This is a genomic window from Dialister hominis, from assembly GCF_007164725.1.
GTDB classification, from domain to species: Bacteria; Bacillota; Negativicutes; order Veillonellales; family Dialisteraceae; genus Dialister; species Dialister hominis.
Map to the genome: position 1 here is coordinate 219580 of NZ_AP019697.1, position 15169 is coordinate 234748.

Here is a 15169-nt window from a genome sequence, read left to right on the forward strand (position 1 = left end):
ATCCCATTTGTACGGCATGTCAGGCGAGGGAAACTATGTTCTGGGTGTAACATGGTTTCCAATTGTGTTATATTGTTTAATATAACTTTCAGGAAGTCCCTGAACCAATACATTTTTGAGAGGTGAACCTACATGAATATTATTGATGAACTGAAGTGGCGCGGCGCTGTCAACCAGCAGACGGATGAAGAGGGCTTGTACAAGCTCGTAGGGGAGAAGTCGATTTCCCTCTATTGCGGCATCGATCCAACCGGTGACAGCATGCACATCGGTCATCTGATTCCTTTCATGATTATGAAGCGTTTCCAGCTCGCTGGTCATCATCCGGTCATCCTGATCGGCGGCGGCACGGGATCGATTGGTGATCCTTCTGGCAGAAAATCCGAGCGTGTGCTCCAGTCTATGGAACAGGTCCAGCATAATGCAGAATGCCTGAAAGAACAGATGAAGAATCTCTTCGGCGAAGACGGTTTCCGCATGGTCAACAACTATGACTGGCTGTCCAAGATTTCCCTTCTGGACTTCCTCCGCGATTACGGCAAGCTTTTCAATATCAACACGATGCTGGCCAAGGATATCGTCGCATCCAGACTGGATACGGGCATTTCCTTCACGGAATTCTCTTACCAGATCCTCCAGTCCATCGACTTCAAGATGCTCTATGACAATTACGATGTACAGCTGCAGATCGGCGGCGCTGACCAGTGGGGCAACATCACAAACGGCGTAGAACTCCTCCGAAAGACCGAAGGCGTCTCCGATGCTTACGGCCTCACCATCCCGCTGATGCTCAAGGCTGACGGCACGAAATTCGGTAAGACAGCAGGCGGCGCCGTATGGCTCGATCCGAAGAAGACAAGCCCGTACGAATTCTACCAGTTCTGGTTCAACCAGGACGACCGCGATGTCGTGAAATACCTGAAGTACTTCACCTTCCTCTCCATGGAAGAAATCGAAGACCTCGAAAAAGAAGTCGCTGAACATCCGGAACACAGAAATGCGCAGAGAAAACTCGCTGAAGAAGTCACCCGCTTCGTTCACGGCGACGAAGGCCTCGCTCAGGCAGAAAAAGTCACCCAGGCCCTCTTCTCCGGCAACATCCAGGAACTCACCGGCGATGAAATCGAAGGCGCCTTCAGAAATACAAAAGGCGGCGAAGTCGCAAAAGCTCCGATCAACATCGTCGAAGCCCTCGTCGAAGCCGGCGTAGAAAAATCCAAACGCCAGGCCAGAGAAGACGTCACCAACGGCGCCATCCGCGTCAATGGCGAACAGGTCAAAGACACCGAAGCAGAAATCTCCGCTCACCCGAACACCAATGGCAAGTTCATCATCATCAAAAAAGGCAAGAAGAACTACTTCTCCATTGCAGTGAAGGAATAAGAATAGAAATAGGAAAAGGAAAGCTGTGAAATCCAAAACGATTTCACAGCTTTTTTCGGTGGGGGCATTTAAATAACCAGTGATAATAGCCGATCGCATCGTAGCGGAAGGTTTTGACCTGCCCCAGCGGGGAAGGCGTCCGGCCTATCTTTTAACTGTTGCCAGAGAAAGGGGTGCAGTATTCATTGGTTTTTATAAAAAGGTTCTTCGTGCGATAGCGAGGTTTTATGGTTTTCCATCAGCCGAAGGCTCGTTTAAGGGTGTTTGACCTTGCCTCGTAGAGGAAGGTGGCGGCGGAGCCGACGAATGAAGTTCATTTCGTGTGTGCCGTCAGGCACAGTTGTATGGTGTTTTCCTTATTCTGTTTTCCAATTCGCGCTACGTCGCGGTTGTGCGGTGTTTATAAGAAAGAGCTTATTGATAGGAAAGCGTACCTTGGCACTTTATCGGTGCTGTGGGAGCAGCACTCGATCGTATGGATTTTTCTTTCCTCTGTCGTCATCCTTGTCGTCCGGTTTCATTTCCCATCTCAATTTATATGTATTTGGAATTTTCTATATATAGTATGCACACTTTGTGGTATACTGTTTAATACAGCGGACATGGAAAATTGAGGTGTCCGGGGAGACGCGGGGCGTTTCCTTTTTGTTCTGATGAGGAGAGAAAGAATGAAATTTAAGTTTAACCACAACAATTTCAACGTACTCGATTTGGAGAAGAGTATCGCATTTTATGAGGAAGCGCTCGGGCTGAAGGTAGTCAACGAGTTCAAGGCTCCCGACGGCTCCTTTATTCTGGCTTACATGGGCGATGGCAAGACGAAGCATCGTCTGGAACTGACCTGGCTTCGCGACAGGAAGGAAGCGTACAATCTGGGCGACAATGAATTCCATCTGGCTTTCGATGTCGATGATATGGATGCTGCGCATGAGCTGCACAAGAAGATGGGATGCATTTGTTTCGAAAACCCGGCTATGGGCATTTATTTCATCAATGATCCGGATGGTTACTGGATTGAAATCATCCCGGGAGGAGAATAATGGACCCCATATTTGTACGTACTGCCCGCATTATGGGTGAGGAAGGGGTAGATTTCCTTTCCACGAAGACTGTCGCTGTATTTGGTATAGGCGGCGTCGGATCTTATGCTGCTGAAGCGCTTGTCAGAGTCGGGATCGGCCACCTGATTTTCATTGACAAGGATGTTGTTGACGAATCGAATCTGAACCGCCAGCTGGTCGCTGACCGGACGACGATCGGAAGAAATAAGGCAGAGGTGATGGTGGAGAGAGCGCACCGCGTGAATCCGAACTGCATCGCAGAGGCAAAGCCTGTCTTTTTCCGTCCGGGCGATGAGGATTTCATCAAGGATCTGCATGCGGATTATATTATCGACGCGATCGATGATGTGCCGGCGAAGCTTGCTATTGCGGAAATCTGCTGGAAGATGAAGATTCCGGAAATTTCCTCGATGGGCACGGGCAACCGCCTGCGTCCGGAAATGCTGCAGATCGCAGATATTAATAAAACGTCTGTCTGCCATCTGGCTAGAAAGATGAGAAAAGAGCTGAAGGACCGCCGCGTGAGGCACCTTACAGTCGTATATTCGAAAGAACTGCCGCATAAGCCGATCGGCGAAGGACACGCTCCGGGTTCCACCTCGTTCGTTCCTCCGGTGTCCGGCATGATGATGGCAGGCTATGTCGTAAGAAACCTCCTCAAGGAGGCGGGGATCCGCTGATCCGGCGCGGGCCGGGGATCTCCGTGTTATTTGAAACGGGAAGGGATAAACATGATGATAGAAATCCGTCATCTTGAATGGATCACCGTGACCGCGGACGGACGAAAGGTACTCGGCTACAATCAGGAGTGGTATCCTGAAAAGCGTCAGAAACTGGCAGGCTGCGGCCCGACTGTAGGCGCCATGATTGCGGCCTACGTGGAAATGAAGGAATGGCAGATGCCGGTCACGACCAAGGAAGGCGCTACGTCCAAGATGCTTGACATCTGGAAGTACGCAACTCCCCGCATGCACGGCCTGTACAAGACAAGATGGCTCAAGGAAGGCTTGGAAGCATACATGAAGGAAAGAGGACTCAAGGGTACACCTGAAGCGATGCCGATTCCTCCGATCCACATGCTGGCTCCGAGCTTTGAAAAGCTGAAGAACTTCATCGCAGAAGGCCTCGCTTCCGACTGCCCCGTAGGTTTCCTGAACCTCCACAGCGGCGGAGAACCGATTCCTTATCACTGGCACTGGATGCCCCTCGTGAAGATCGAGGAAAGAGATGGCAAGACCCTCTGCACCCTCTGGGACGAAGGTGTCCCGTACATCTTCAACCTGGAGAAGTGGCTCGCCAATACGAAATTTGGCGGCGGCTTCGTCAGGGTCATGGGGACTGAGAGGGAATTGAAGTAAAACTTGGGAATTTGAAAGAGACATAGAATTACGAAAAAAGGCCTGTCGAAGGCCTTTTTTGCGTTGTCAGACTATGCTGACGAAACCGGACAACCTCGCTTCGCTCGAGGTAATCAACCCTATCCGCCCTCCGGGCACCTTCCCCGTCTGGGAAGGCAAGTGTTAGCGGCGCTGCGGCAGCGGAGTGAAAACCGAACAACCAAGGCTGACGCCTTGAGGAACTGCTGTATCTGACGCCTCCGGCGCCACCTTCTCCTTTCGGAGCAAGGTTAAAACCGGCCTACGGCCCTGAAGCTGCATTTCCTTCGAGCGAAGCGAGGTTTTATGGTTTCGCTCTTGACCTTGCCCTGGAAGGGAAGGTGCCCGACCTTAAATTCTGATGTCGGGCGGATGAGTTGCATTTCCCCGAGCGCCAGCTCGGTTGTCCGGTTTTCCTCATTTCCCATTTCCCTATCTCCTTTTGCACCATTTTTCCAAAGCAGTTATAATAGTTCTATATACGTGTATTCATCAAGGAGGTATTTTATGAAAAAGATTCTGGCTGCGGCTATGCTGGCTTTGGCGATTCCTTGTGTGGCTATGGCGGCTAAGCCTGTCAATTCACAGAAGCTTCTGGATGATCCGGGACGGTTTGCTGTGGTGTATGTCAGTGATGATGAAAGAGTGTATGCGGATATGGATACGGTGGAGAGGGATCCGGTTTCTGCCGGGGATCTGCCGATTATCCGCGGCAAGCTTTATGCTGAGGTATATAAGGATCCTTTGTCTTATCCGGATTATGGCAATTACCAGATGGTGGACAAGATTCTGCAGTATGATACGGCTGTCGGGGCTGATCAGTTTGGACCTTCTACGATCCGTTACCGTATCCTGAACAAGCTGGAAAATGTCTATGACTCGGATGGCAATCCTTCGACGTACATGGGCAAGCAGGAGGATCCGGCTGATGAGGCTGAGGAGATTTATATGAGCCTGTACCGCCTGACCCGCGGAAGCAATTTGTAATTTCCTGCCCTTGCTCCTGATTTACAAGAATGGACAAAAAGGCTATAATATAAGGACAAGTTAACAGAAATTTAGCAAAGAGGCTGCTCTTCCATGCAGTCTCTTTTTGCTCTTTCAGGCGGAGATGTCCGCCGGTCCTTCCCTGGCTCTGTTGGGACGGGCCGTTTCAGAGCCGGAGGAACATATGCGCTTTTATATTGCTGGCGGTGTCGGCGATCAGGGCCGGAACTGCTTCTATGTCCAGGGGGAGCGGCATGCTTTCCTGGTGGACGCGGGAACTTCTACGGATGGCATGGACCGGGTGCCGGATTTGACGCTGGAGCAGATCCGCAGCGCGGATTATCTTTTCGTGACGCATTCTCACAGGGATCATACGGGTGCGATTCATTTCCTGGAGGAAAATGGATTCACGGGACAGGTGCTGATGTCGAATCAGACGTACCGTCAGATCCATCACAAGCCTTTGAATACGATGATTCTGGATTCGACGGCTCCAGAGCTGGAGCTTTCGACGGATTTCCGTGTGATCTGGGGCAGGACGGGGCACTGCGCGGGCGCGGTGTGGTTCCTGATCGAGATCGAGGGGAAGAAGCTTTTCTTCTCGGGAGATTACCGCGAGGGGGATCCTTTTTACCGCTGTGATGAGGTCCGCGGGATGAAGGCGGATCTGGCTGTGGTCGATGCTGCGTACAGCCGCGAGGACCGCGGAAGTGAAATGCGCGAAGAAGTGATGAAGACGGTAGAGGAAATGGTGAAGGACAATCATCCTCTGCTGCTGCCGGTGCCGCATTATGGCAGGGGGCTTTCGATTGCTGTCCTCATCCACCAGAGGCTGGGTGATGCGCATCCGGTCTACATGTCTCCAAAGCTTTACGATGAATGGCTGAACCTCGCACACAGGAAATATTTCGCAAGGGATGCTGTCCTGGATATGCCGTATTCCGTTTTCAAGGCATGGGATGAGGAGCATGTGGAAGAAGGCGGCATTTACCTTCTGACTGATGCGCAGCTGGCCAAGTCCTACAGCAGGCATCTGGCTGATGAGAATCCGGATATGGGCATCCTTCTCACGGGTTCCGTCCACGGCTACGGAAGGGCAGGCGAGTACCTCTCTGAAGGCCGCGCGAAATTCACTCTCTGGCCGAACCACCTGACGAGAAGGGAAATGCAGGATTTCAAGGAAAGCAACTATTTCTCCATCGTCGTGCCTTTCCACAATCCGAAAGAAGAAGCGGACGCGGACACATTCATTTTTTGAGCCTTTTTCTAAGAAACTGTTTAAAAACTCTATTAACGATGAAATCCGATTCATGGTATAATAAATTGAAAGAGGAAAGCCCAAGGGCATTCCGCATCCATTTCTGAAGAGAAAGGCGGAGATTTTATGTTAAAGTACAAGAAAATCCTGGTGCCGTATGACGGCTCCGACCATGCGAAGAAAGCCGTGCAGCAAGCATCGGACCTCGCGGCCGCCGGTGATGGTACGAAAATATACATCGCTTCGGTTTGCAATATGGTTTCTGCCATGAGCAATTTTGATCAGGTATCCATCGCAGAAGGCTGCCTCACGACAAAGCTCCTGGAAGACAGAGAAAGCCAGTGTCAGAAGGATATTGCGGAAGCCAAGTCCATGATTCCGAAGGATATCCCGGTCGAAGAACTCTATGAAGTCGGGTCCCCGGGACCTGTTCTCCTGAACATGGCCGAAGACAACGGCATCGACCTCGTCGTCATGGGAAGCCGCGGCCTCGGACCGCTGAAAGGCATCTTCATGGGATCGGTATCCAGCTACATGGTCAGCCGCTCCAAATGCCCCGTACTTATTGTGAAATAAGCAAAAGGGGCTGTGACAAAATGGTTAATCATTTTGTTGCAGCCTCTTTTTTGCGTCTTTATTTCATCATTTTTAGCTCTGCTGTAAGCCTTTTACGTAAAAATGCGCGTAAGCCCCCTTACCCCCATAAGACTTTTAATTATATTGTCTTAGGCGGCAATCCTTATACGCATTATTTTTGTGATGTATTTCCTTAAATTATAGCCAAGTGCTACCAGGTATAACTCGGCTTTTACAGAATCTATCCCTTTTCTGACGATTCTTTTGTACCATCTGTCATGTTTCATGATTCCAAAAGTTCCTTCAGCCTGGATTGACCGGTTCATTCTTAGCAGGGCTCCATGGATGCTTTCCAGATTATCCTGAACCTCCTGGTACATGTTATTCCGTTCTCTGCTCAATGAGATTCTTTTGTTCTTCGGGGTCTTTTTACATTGCTCTGCCAGCGGGCATCCTTGGCAGTCTTCGCATTCAAATACTTCCTCCTGCCTGCCGTATAAGTTCCCTCTGACCAGATGTCTATAGATAAATTTGAAAGCCCTGTCATTTGGACAACGGATGGTTCCATTCTCATCAACTCTAAAGTTTATTGGCCGAAACGGATTGGTATGGTATTTCTTGTCTTTCGTTTCTTTCTTGTACATGGGGAATTTCATATACTTTTCCATACCGTGCTGCTCGCAATAGATGTAATTGTTGAAAGATCCATATCCTGCATCTGCCACAGGATACTTAGGATAAGCCCCATAGACTTCGTGGAATTCCTCCATCAGCGGTACGAAGCAATCCATATCTGAACGATACTGGTTAACATCAATTACGGCAATAAATTCATCGGCAACACCTATTTGGACATTGTATGCAGGCAGAAGCTGATCATTTCCCATGTAGTCCGACTTGATTCGCATGAATGTTGCATCCGTATCGGTCTTCGAATAACTGTTTCTGGAAGTACCGCATATCTGTATCTTCTCAACATATTCTTCAAGTTTTGATGTATATGCCTTAAGCTGCTCATACTTGCGTTGATGATCGGACTTGCGATGCCCGCTTCCATGAACAAAGGCCGTCTCATCAATCTGCCAGATTTCTTTTAATTTATCCAATACCAGACGCAGATAGTCCGGAGCGTATTCTGTATTGATGTTTACACTCATATGGTCATACTTAAGATCATCATTGAGTAACTCAAAAAGGCTGGTAATCTTGGCAAAATGCTTGTAGCGGGATTTTTCAGCGGATTTCTTCCATACCCAGCTGTATTTATTTGCGTTCGCTTCAAACTTGGAACCGTCAATATATATATGCTGCAAATCCACGTTGAGTTTGCCGCAGAGTTCTTTCGTAATTGAATAAAAGATATCCTTGAGAGAATACTTAAGAAAGCCCTTCACGAAATGACAGAATGTCCGATAGGATGGGGCTTCATAATTCATCAGGTACATATATCTGATATTAACCCTGCAATTATCTTCAAGTTTTCTAAAAGAGCAATATCCTTCTTCTGCGAAACCATAGATGATCGTTTTCAGCATGTTGACGGGATTATACCTGGGTCTGCCAGCGCCACGCGTCGGTATGTAACGAAGGTACTTTTTAAGATCGATTTCCTCCATAAATCTGTCATACATTAAAACAGGATCATCGACATTGAGAATCTCAGAGGGAAACATTGGCAAAATGCCTTGTTCTGCGGTAAAATGATTGCTAGTGTTGTTATTTTTCATTGTAAAAAATTATAACACGAAAGGCTCTGCCCCGGACCAAATGATCCGGGGCAGAGCCTTTTTTGTTGGGATGAATTTTGTCACATCCCCTTTTTTAATGAGGGGATGGGGGGCATTTAAAACCGGACAACCTCGCTTCGCTCGAGAAGGGCGCAATGAACCCCTTTCGGCGCATGCGCGCCACTTTCCCCTAACGGGGACAGCTTTCCTGTTTTGATTGTTTTCCGTTTGCGAAGCAAGGAAGTGGTGTTGATCTTCCCAGACGGGGAAGGGGAACCTATATAAGTTCAAGACAAATTTGATTTGAGCTCTTTCTTTTCACATCGCAAGCTGCCCCCAACGGAGGGAAGTGCCCGAAGGGCGAAAGGGGTGCAGTTTCTAAGAAGGCTGGTGGATAGGGTTGATTATTCATTGGTTCTTAAAATATGAAAAGGTTTCATCGAGCACAGCGAGGTTGTGTGGTGTTTTTTAGAAAAAGATTATTGATGGGAAAGCGTACCTTGGTCTTTTACCGGCGCTGCGGTGTCGGAGAGAAAACCATACAACCGCAGCATTGCTGCGAGAACTACTGTATTCCCCGGCTGCGCCGGTACCTTGGTATGATTCAACAAGAAAGACAGAATAATATCATAAATATATTAGGAGGTCATTCTTATGCCATGTAAAACCAAAGCGTCCCCGGAGGAAATGTTAGACCAGATTGCTTCATATCTCTATCAGGGTGTTACGATTACCCAGGCAGCTGAAAATCTTCATATGAGCCGCATAACATTCAGAAAATGGGTTCTCCGGTATAAAGAGGAGGGCTTTAAGGGATTGCGGCCCAGGCAGCATTTGTCTTACTACTCCAATCAGATGAAGATCCAGGCCGTAAAGGAATATCTTAAAGGCGGCGTTTCCATGCTTTCCGTCTGTGCCAAATACAGAATTTCCGGCACTCTCTCCCTTAAAACATGGATTGAGGCGTATAATGAGCATAAGTTGACAGACCTCGTTTCTGAAGGAGGAGATCTTATGGGCAAACGCCAGCAATCGGTCAAGGAAGAGCGAGTCAGAATCGTTCAGGAGTGCATCGCCAGTGGATGCGATTACAACAAGATAGCCAAGAAGTACAACATGTCCTACCAAACACTCTACACATGGGTAAAAAAGTTCAAGGAGATGGGAGAAGTTGGTCTTGAGGATTACAGAGGAAAGCCAATCAGGCTCCAAACGCCCCGGACCGAAGAAGAACGGCTGCGTCAGGAGAATGCCAGACTTCTTGAAGAGAAGAAGGATCTTATAGCAGAGATTGCCCTGCTAAAAAAAAAGATGGAGATAGAGGAAAGGTTGCGTTCCTCGAAGGATTCAGCCTTACTCACCTTCTCAGAGATTTTAAAGCCATAAAAGAAGTCCATGAAGAAACCAACATCTCCATAGAAAGTCTCTGCCGACTCTCAAAGGTCTCCAGGGCAGCTTATTACGGCTGGCTGAATCATATTAAGAGCGGCCGTGAACTGCTGAGAGAAAAGGTCGCACAGGAGGTCGTGAAAATCCATCAGGAATATCCGGATATGGGATACCGCCGGATGAACGATTGGATCAAGAAGTATAGCGAGAGCCACCTTATGGTAAGTGACAGTCTGGTTCTTCGTGTCAGGCGGATACTTAATATTAAGTCCGTGATCAAATACAAGACTGATGGCTGCACTCGTAACGCAAAGGATCCAAAGTACATTTTTGAAAACCTGCTGAACCGTGATTTCGATGCAGGCGTATCCAATGCAAGATGGATGACGGATGTCACCGAATTCAAATACACAACGGCTGATGGAGTTTTGCATAAGTTATATTTAAGCGCCATTATTGATGGCCATGACCGTCGGATTGTCTCTTATGTCATCGGCGACAGAAACAATACTGCACTGGCTTTTGAGACAATGGAAAAGGCACTTAAAGAGAATCCAGGAGCACATCCAATGATTCATACTGACCGTGGATTCCAGTATACAAGCAACGGATTCCATAAGATCGTTGAAAAAGCAGGACTGGTTCACAGCATGTCCCGCGTAGGCTGCTGTGCAGACAACGGTCTGATGGAAGGGTTCTGGGGAATGCTGAAGCGCGAACGTTACTACACACGTAAATTCACCAGCCGCAAAGCAGTGGTAAGCATGATCAACGGCTACATCTACTTCTACAACAACAAACGCATTCAGCGCAAATTACATCTTTTAGCCCCAATGGAAGTATTCAACGCAGCTCCAATGGCTGCATGATTAAGATTAAGTTACGATTAGATTTTTTATGATATTTATTTGTCTGTATTAACAAATCCGCACCACCTTCTCCTTCGAAGCAAGGTTAACACCCTTAAACCAAGGCTGACGCCTTGAGGAAAACAAGTAAACCTCGCTTCGCTCGTAAAAGGGAGCAATGAACACTTTTTAGTCGGAACGTTACCCTCGTCATTTTTCCGTCTTTATTTCTCTCTGGAAAAGGTTTACCTAAAAAAGTAAATAGATTTTTCTTCTTATCTTGTATAGAATAAAGGTAGACTCCGGAAGTGTGTCTTCAGGGAAAACGGAGTCTCTGGTATCGTAGGATTCTGGCTCTTGCCGCCCGCTTTGCGGGTTTTCCTGCTTGCATTGATAGACAGGAGTGATATATATGACGAATCGCCAGTGGTTGAAACAGGAAATCAATCAGTGGGTGGATGACGGGGTCATCACGGATGAAGAGGGGAAGGAGCTTTCGGCGCGGTACAAGCACGCGGGGCCTTATCCTTACCGGGAGGCGTTTTTCTTCCTGGCGGCTGTCTGTATCCTTGGCGGGCTTTTCTTTCTGGGGGCCGGGCTTTGGAACGGGCTGACGCAGGATCAGCGTTTCCTTCTTGCAATGGGACCGCTTCTTGTTTCTTTTCTTCTGATGCTGGCTGTGGTTCTTGTGGATAAGAAGATTCCGGATCCTGATGTGACGGAGCCGGATTACCGCGGGACTTTTCTTTCGGATGAAATCCTCGGGTTCGGCGGTGTGTCGGATTCGGATGCTTTCGAGAGTGTGGACAAGATCGGAAAGAAAGCGGGCCTGATGGCAAAGATCGCCTCAGGAACGCGGACGGTGCCGGCAAAGACGTGGCATCATCGCGTGCCTGCTTTTATCCGGGAGGCGGCGGCTACGCTTCATGGGTTCTGCCTTCTTGGCGCTTTCTGGATGGTTTCGGATTCATTCCAGCTTTCTTCGGATATGTATTCGGGGCTTGCGCTCTGTGCGCTGCTGCTCCTTCTGATGTGCATCGTGACGTCTTCGGAGGGGCTTGGTATTCTTTACATGGCGTGCTCGGTCGGGATTTTCTACACGGCGCCGGAGCGCGGATGGCCGGAGATCGTTTCCTGGATTTTCATGATGATCGCGCTGCTTCTCATGGCGCGTATGCTGTATGAGAGGCGCGACAAGGCACTCGTTCTTTTCTCCTGGGGCTGGGCTGTGGGGATTCTTCTCCTCATTTTCTGGTCGGCAGGAAATATGCTCTGGCAGACGCTTTTCTTTTCGCTGGCAGCAGCGCTTACATGGATGGCAGGCGGCGAGTTCAGGGCATACGGCATCGGCGCACAGGCAATGCGTTTCTTCGGCGGCGTTGCAGTCTTCGCGGTACTTCTGGAAGGCGCGTACGGCGCTGTATGGCAGAATATTTCAGGCAGCTTCTTCCTTTGGGCTGTTTTCATTTTCTTCCTTGTCATTGATGCGATTCTTCTTTTCCGCATGGGAACGAAGGCTGAATGGCTTTCTATCCTGGCAGGGCTGACGCCATTTATCATGGGTCTCGCGGCGATTGCGGCGATCTTTGATCCGGCAGGGGCTTTCCCTCCTATGATCGTTTCGGTCTATACGGGCGTCCTTGCCATCGGCGTTATTTTAAGGGGCTATCAGATGGACAGGCCTGCGCAGCAGTGGTCGGGTTTCCTCCTCCTCTGCGGCGGCGGTGCGATCCGTGTCATTGACTCGGCTCTGTCGTATGGCGAGCGCGGTGCGTTCTTCATCGCGGCTGGTCTTCTTTCCGCCTTCATCTGCTACATTCTCTATCTTCCGGGCAAGAAGAAGAGAAAGAAGAAGGTAAAGGCAAGGCCTTCCGCTCCGCTTGCAGAACAGGAAGGAAAGGAGGATGAGAGCCATGATAAATAAGAGACTTTCACTCATCCTTCTGGCGATTGTCGTCGTCATCGAAGTGGTCACGCTCATTTTCATGAGGGGCGATTACAGAAGTGTCATGACAACGGGCGCAGAATACAAGGTCCCCGCGCAGATCCAGTTCAAGGGGGATTTCTATAACAAGAATTATCTGGGTATCACGATTCCTATCACGGAAGCGCCATGGGAAGGATCGGCTCCTGCCCACAGGGGCGAGGAAATTTACTTGAAGCCTGTCGTCGATAATGACGGCCTCATGACGATTTCCGGTGCCACGGACAAGGAACCCGGCGGCAACTATATCATCACCCGCGTCGAATCGATCAATGACAGCGGCGATGTCGTCCGCTTCGCATTCCCGGCCAGCCGTCTCTACATGTCTCCTGAACAGCTGAAGAAGCTCTCTGTCGTCGAGCTTTCCGAGCGCGTGCAGGTGAAGGACGAGAAGGGCAAGAAGGTCGAGACACGCATGAAGAATGAAATTTACGCGCAGATCAAGATCAAGGACGGCCGTGTCGTCATCTCCCAGGCGCTTGTCAATGGTTCTCCGGTCGACCAGACCTTCCTGACGGTCGGCAAGAGGCTCTCGGTGAAGTATGCGAGCGGCCCGAAGGAGAAGGATACTTATTCGGTAGGCGGAACGAAGGAAGAAGTCGATCCGGCTGAAAATATATAATTTCCCGTCAATTTTGACGATTTCATAGAGAGAGGCGGATAGCAATGTATATTATCCTGATGCGTCACGGTGAAGCAGTTCCCCAGACGGAAGAAGTGTCTAATCAGAACCGTTCCCTGACGCCAAAAGGCATGCGTCAGGTGAGAAAGTCCGCGCGGATGCTGGCCCATTTCCTGAAGGAAAATCCGATCCGCATTTACACGAGCCCTTATTACAGGACGCGCCAGACGGCGGGGATCCTGGCCGAGGAGTGCTTTGCCGAGGAAATCCATACGGCAGACGAGCTCCTGCAGAGCAGCTGGCAGATGGTCGCCAACCACATCATCCAGGACGGCTCTCCGATTGCGCTCGTCAGTCATCATCCGTTCCTGCAGGCATACCTTCTTTCCTCCTGCAGTGCGGCTATCAAGTTCGACCTGGCAGGGATTGCCATCATCGATTATGACGTGAAATGGAAACAGGGAAAATTCATCGGCTACATCACCCCGGGGCTGAAGCAGCTGAAGAAAGAGGACTGATACGATGAAGAAACTTTTGACGATTGCAGGCTCGGATTCTTCCGGCGGCGCAGGCATCCAGGCAGACCTGAAGACGTTTGCGGCGCTCGGTACGTACGGTATGAGCGCAATCTGTGCGCTGACGGCGCAGAATACACAGGGCGTCACCATGGTGGTGAATACGCCTGAGGAAATGGTGGAGGCGCAGCTGGACGCCATTTATTCGGACATTCCGCCCGACGGCGTGAAGACGGGGATGCTTTCCACCTCCGGCATCACAAAGACGGTCGCATCCTACCTCGAAAAGCATCTGGCATCACCCTTAGTCGTCGATCCTGTCATGGTCGCTACGACCGGCGCCGTGCTTCTTGAAAAGGATGCCATCGAAGCGTATAAGACAAAGCTCATTCCACTTGCCACATTGATCACTCCGAATATTCCGGAAGCGGAAGTGCTCTCTGGGATGGAGATCCATTCGGCTGACGATATGCGCGCTGCGGCAAAGAAGCTCTCCCTTCTGGGCTGCCAGGCAGTCCTCGTGAAGGGCGGCCACCGCGTGGAAGATGCGATGGATATCCTCTATGACGGCAGTGATTTCCATGTCTATAAAGGCGAACGAATTGAGACGGACAATACGCACGGCACAGGCTGCACGCTGTCCTCGGCTCTGGCCGTCATGCTGGCAAGGGGCCTTTCGATAGCAGACGCTGTCACCGGCGCGAAGAAATACATTTCCGGAGCCATCAAGAGAGGCGCTGCCGATTCTGTCGGTCATGGAAACGGCCCTGTCCATCATTTCTGGTTCTACGAGGACAAGTGGGGGGATATGGAATGAATTATCCTTTCTTCGCCTTCATGGCGCGCCTGAAGTACATCGCGCGCTGGGGGCTGATGCGGAATTCCATCCCTGAAAACGATGCCGAGCATACGCTGCAGACGGTCATGATCGCTCATGCGCTGGCTGTCATCAGAAGGGACATTTTCCACGAGGAAGCTGATCCGGAGCGGTGCGCGGCTCTTGCGCTCTACCATGATGCAAGCGAAGTCTTCACGGGAGACATGCCGACGCCGGTCAAGTACTTCACCGAAGACCTTCGGGAGAGGTACCAGGAAATCGAAGATGAGGCAAGGGAAAAGCTTTTAAAGACGCTTCCGCCTGAGCTGCGCGAATCCTACCGCCCGTATGTGGCAGATATGGAAAAGGATCCGTCCTGGCCGCTTGCCAAGGCGGCGGATACGATGAGCGCCTACCTCAAGTGCGCTGAGGAAATCCAGAGCGGGAACAGCGAGTTCCACGAAGCTTTCGAATCGACGGGAGAGAAGCTGAAAGCACTCCATCTGAAGGAAGTCGACTGGTTCCTCGATCATTTCGCAGGCAGCTTCTCGGAGACGCTTGATGAAATGAACCTGCATATAAAATAGAAAAGAGCCGCTGGCGGCAGTCTTGCCATGGCGGCTTTT

The 15169-nt window shown here is 50.0% G+C and carries 16 protein-coding genes; 14 read left to right on the forward strand and 2 right to left on the reverse strand.

Going from position 1 to position 15169, the window contains the following annotated elements:
* Positions 1-132: 132 nt before the first annotated feature.
* From tyrS to Dia5BBH33_RS01000, 4 genes are all read left to right on the forward strand, one after another.
* The gene (tyrS, locus tag Dia5BBH33_RS00985; protein ID WP_143332176.1) at positions 133-1383 is read left to right on the forward strand and encodes a tyrosine--tRNA ligase; all 1251 of its coding nucleotides are present in this window, start codon (positions 133-135) and stop codon (positions 1381-1383) included.
* Between the two features lie 668 nt (positions 1384-2051).
* Positions 2052-2423, forward strand: coding sequence for a VOC family protein (locus Dia5BBH33_RS00990; protein ID WP_022382950.1), 372 nt, complete (start codon positions 2052-2054; stop codon positions 2421-2423).
* Positions 2423-3124, forward strand: a complete 702-nt coding sequence (locus Dia5BBH33_RS00995) for a tRNA threonylcarbamoyladenosine dehydratase (RefSeq protein WP_143332177.1) — start codon at positions 2423-2425, stop codon at positions 3122-3124. Before Dia5BBH33_RS00990 ends, Dia5BBH33_RS00995 begins: the two co-directional genes overlap by 1 nt.
* A gap of 51 nt (positions 3125-3175) precedes the next feature.
* Complete coding sequence (locus Dia5BBH33_RS01000) at positions 3176-3802, forward strand: hypothetical protein (protein WP_022382948.1); 627 nt, start codon at positions 3176-3178, stop codon at positions 3800-3802.
* Between the two features lie 269 nt (positions 3803-4071).
* Here Dia5BBH33_RS01000 and Dia5BBH33_RS10995 read toward each other — a convergent pair whose 3' ends face one another.
* Positions 4072-4248 carry a hypothetical protein gene (locus Dia5BBH33_RS10995; RefSeq protein WP_022382083.1) on the reverse strand — a complete coding sequence of 59 codons (177 nt, stop codon included), beginning with the start codon at positions 4246-4248 and terminating at the stop codon, positions 4072-4074.
* 79 nt (positions 4249-4327) lie between these two features.
* On the opposite strand from Dia5BBH33_RS10995, the gene Dia5BBH33_RS01005 reads away from it, so the two are divergent.
* The 3 genes from Dia5BBH33_RS01005 (at position 4328) to Dia5BBH33_RS01015 (ending at position 6641) form a co-directional block, all read left to right on the forward strand.
* Complete coding sequence (locus Dia5BBH33_RS01005; RefSeq protein WP_022382084.1) at positions 4328-4807, forward strand: hypothetical protein; 480 nt, start codon at positions 4328-4330, stop codon at positions 4805-4807.
* 184 nt (positions 4808-4991) lie between these two features.
* Complete coding sequence (locus tag Dia5BBH33_RS01010) at positions 4992-6065, forward strand: MBL fold metallo-hydrolase (RefSeq protein ID WP_108850089.1); 1074 nt, start codon at positions 4992-4994, stop codon at positions 6063-6065.
* A gap of 126 nt (positions 6066-6191) precedes the next feature.
* A complete protein-coding gene (locus Dia5BBH33_RS01015; protein ID WP_022382086.1) occupies positions 6192-6641 on the forward strand; it encodes a universal stress protein in 450 nt (149 codons plus the stop codon).
* A gap of 149 nt (positions 6642-6790) precedes the next feature.
* Here Dia5BBH33_RS01015 and Dia5BBH33_RS01020 read toward each other — a convergent pair whose 3' ends face one another.
* Positions 6791-8368, reverse strand: coding sequence for an IS1182 family transposase (locus tag Dia5BBH33_RS01020; protein ID WP_143332110.1), 1578 nt, complete (start codon positions 8366-8368; stop codon positions 6791-6793).
* A gap of 687 nt (positions 8369-9055) precedes the next feature.
* On the opposite strand from Dia5BBH33_RS01020, the gene Dia5BBH33_RS01025 reads away from it, so the two are divergent.
* From Dia5BBH33_RS01025 to yfbR, 7 genes are all read left to right on the forward strand, one after another.
* The gene (locus tag Dia5BBH33_RS01025; RefSeq protein WP_162297576.1) at positions 9056-9754 is read left to right on the forward strand and encodes a helix-turn-helix domain-containing protein; all 699 of its coding nucleotides are present in this window, start codon (positions 9056-9058) and stop codon (positions 9752-9754) included.
* A gap of 29 nt (positions 9755-9783) precedes the next feature.
* Positions 9784-10626: an IS3 family transposase gene (locus Dia5BBH33_RS01030; RefSeq protein ID WP_231939309.1), complete on the forward strand. Its 843-nt coding sequence runs from the start codon at positions 9784-9786 to the stop codon at positions 10624-10626.
* Positions 10627-11017: 391 nt separating this feature from the next.
* Positions 11018-12529, forward strand: coding sequence for a DUF2157 domain-containing protein (locus Dia5BBH33_RS01035; RefSeq protein WP_143332178.1), 1512 nt, complete (start codon positions 11018-11020; stop codon positions 12527-12529).
* Positions 12519-13211 carry a hypothetical protein gene (locus Dia5BBH33_RS01040; protein WP_022381699.1) on the forward strand — a complete coding sequence of 231 codons (693 nt, stop codon included), beginning with the start codon at positions 12519-12521 and terminating at the stop codon, positions 13209-13211. The genes Dia5BBH33_RS01035 and Dia5BBH33_RS01040 overlap by 11 nt, the downstream gene beginning before the upstream one ends.
* Before the next feature lie 44 nt (positions 13212-13255).
* Positions 13256-13729: a SixA phosphatase family protein gene (locus Dia5BBH33_RS01045; RefSeq protein WP_143332179.1), complete on the forward strand. Its 474-nt coding sequence runs from the start codon at positions 13256-13258 to the stop codon at positions 13727-13729.
* Positions 13730-13733: 4 nt separating this feature from the next.
* Complete coding sequence (gene thiD / locus Dia5BBH33_RS01050) at positions 13734-14543, forward strand: bifunctional hydroxymethylpyrimidine kinase/phosphomethylpyrimidine kinase (protein WP_022381701.1); 810 nt, start codon at positions 13734-13736, stop codon at positions 14541-14543.
* Positions 14540-15130, forward strand: a complete 591-nt coding sequence (gene yfbR, locus Dia5BBH33_RS01055) for a 5'-deoxynucleotidase (protein WP_022381702.1) — start codon at positions 14540-14542, stop codon at positions 15128-15130. The genes thiD and yfbR overlap by 4 nt, the downstream gene beginning before the upstream one ends.
* Positions 15131-15169 lie beyond the last annotated feature (39 nt).

Excerpts from the sequence above, each read along its gene's own strand:
- tyrS (WP_143332176.1), top strand. The coding sequence starts at position 133 with ATGAATATTATTGATGAACTGAAGTGGCGCGGCGCTGTCAACCAGCAG.
- Dia5BBH33_RS00990 (WP_022382950.1), top strand. The coding sequence starts at position 2,052 with ATGAAATTTAAGTTTAACCACAACAATTTCAACGTACTCGATTTGGAG.
- Dia5BBH33_RS00995 (WP_143332177.1), top strand. The coding sequence starts at position 2,423 with ATGGACCCCATATTTGTACGTACTGCCCGCATTATGGGTGAGGAAGGG.
- Dia5BBH33_RS01000 (WP_022382948.1), top strand. The coding sequence starts at position 3,176 with ATGATGATAGAAATCCGTCATCTTGAATGGATCACCGTGACCGCGGAC.
- Dia5BBH33_RS10995 (WP_022382083.1), bottom strand. The coding sequence starts at position 4,248 with ATGGGAAATGAGGAAAACCGGACAACCGAGCTGGCGCTCGGGGAAATG.
- Dia5BBH33_RS01005 (WP_022382084.1), top strand. The coding sequence starts at position 4,328 with ATGAAAAAGATTCTGGCTGCGGCTATGCTGGCTTTGGCGATTCCTTGT.
- Dia5BBH33_RS01010 (WP_108850089.1), top strand. The coding sequence starts at position 4,992 with ATGCGCTTTTATATTGCTGGCGGTGTCGGCGATCAGGGCCGGAACTGC.
- Dia5BBH33_RS01015 (WP_022382086.1), top strand. The coding sequence starts at position 6,192 with ATGTTAAAGTACAAGAAAATCCTGGTGCCGTATGACGGCTCCGACCAT.
- Dia5BBH33_RS01020 (WP_143332110.1), bottom strand. The coding sequence starts at position 8,368 with ATGAAAAATAACAACACTAGCAATCATTTTACCGCAGAACAAGGCATT.
- Dia5BBH33_RS01025 (WP_162297576.1), top strand. The coding sequence starts at position 9,056 with ATGTTAGACCAGATTGCTTCATATCTCTATCAGGGTGTTACGATTACC.
- Dia5BBH33_RS01035 (WP_143332178.1), top strand. The coding sequence starts at position 11,018 with ATGACGAATCGCCAGTGGTTGAAACAGGAAATCAATCAGTGGGTGGAT.
- Dia5BBH33_RS01040 (WP_022381699.1), top strand. The coding sequence starts at position 12,519 with ATGATAAATAAGAGACTTTCACTCATCCTTCTGGCGATTGTCGTCGTC.
- Dia5BBH33_RS01045 (WP_143332179.1), top strand. The coding sequence starts at position 13,256 with ATGTATATTATCCTGATGCGTCACGGTGAAGCAGTTCCCCAGACGGAA.
- thiD (WP_022381701.1), top strand. The coding sequence starts at position 13,734 with ATGAAGAAACTTTTGACGATTGCAGGCTCGGATTCTTCCGGCGGCGCA.
- yfbR (WP_022381702.1), top strand. The coding sequence starts at position 14,540 with ATGAATTATCCTTTCTTCGCCTTCATGGCGCGCCTGAAGTACATCGCG.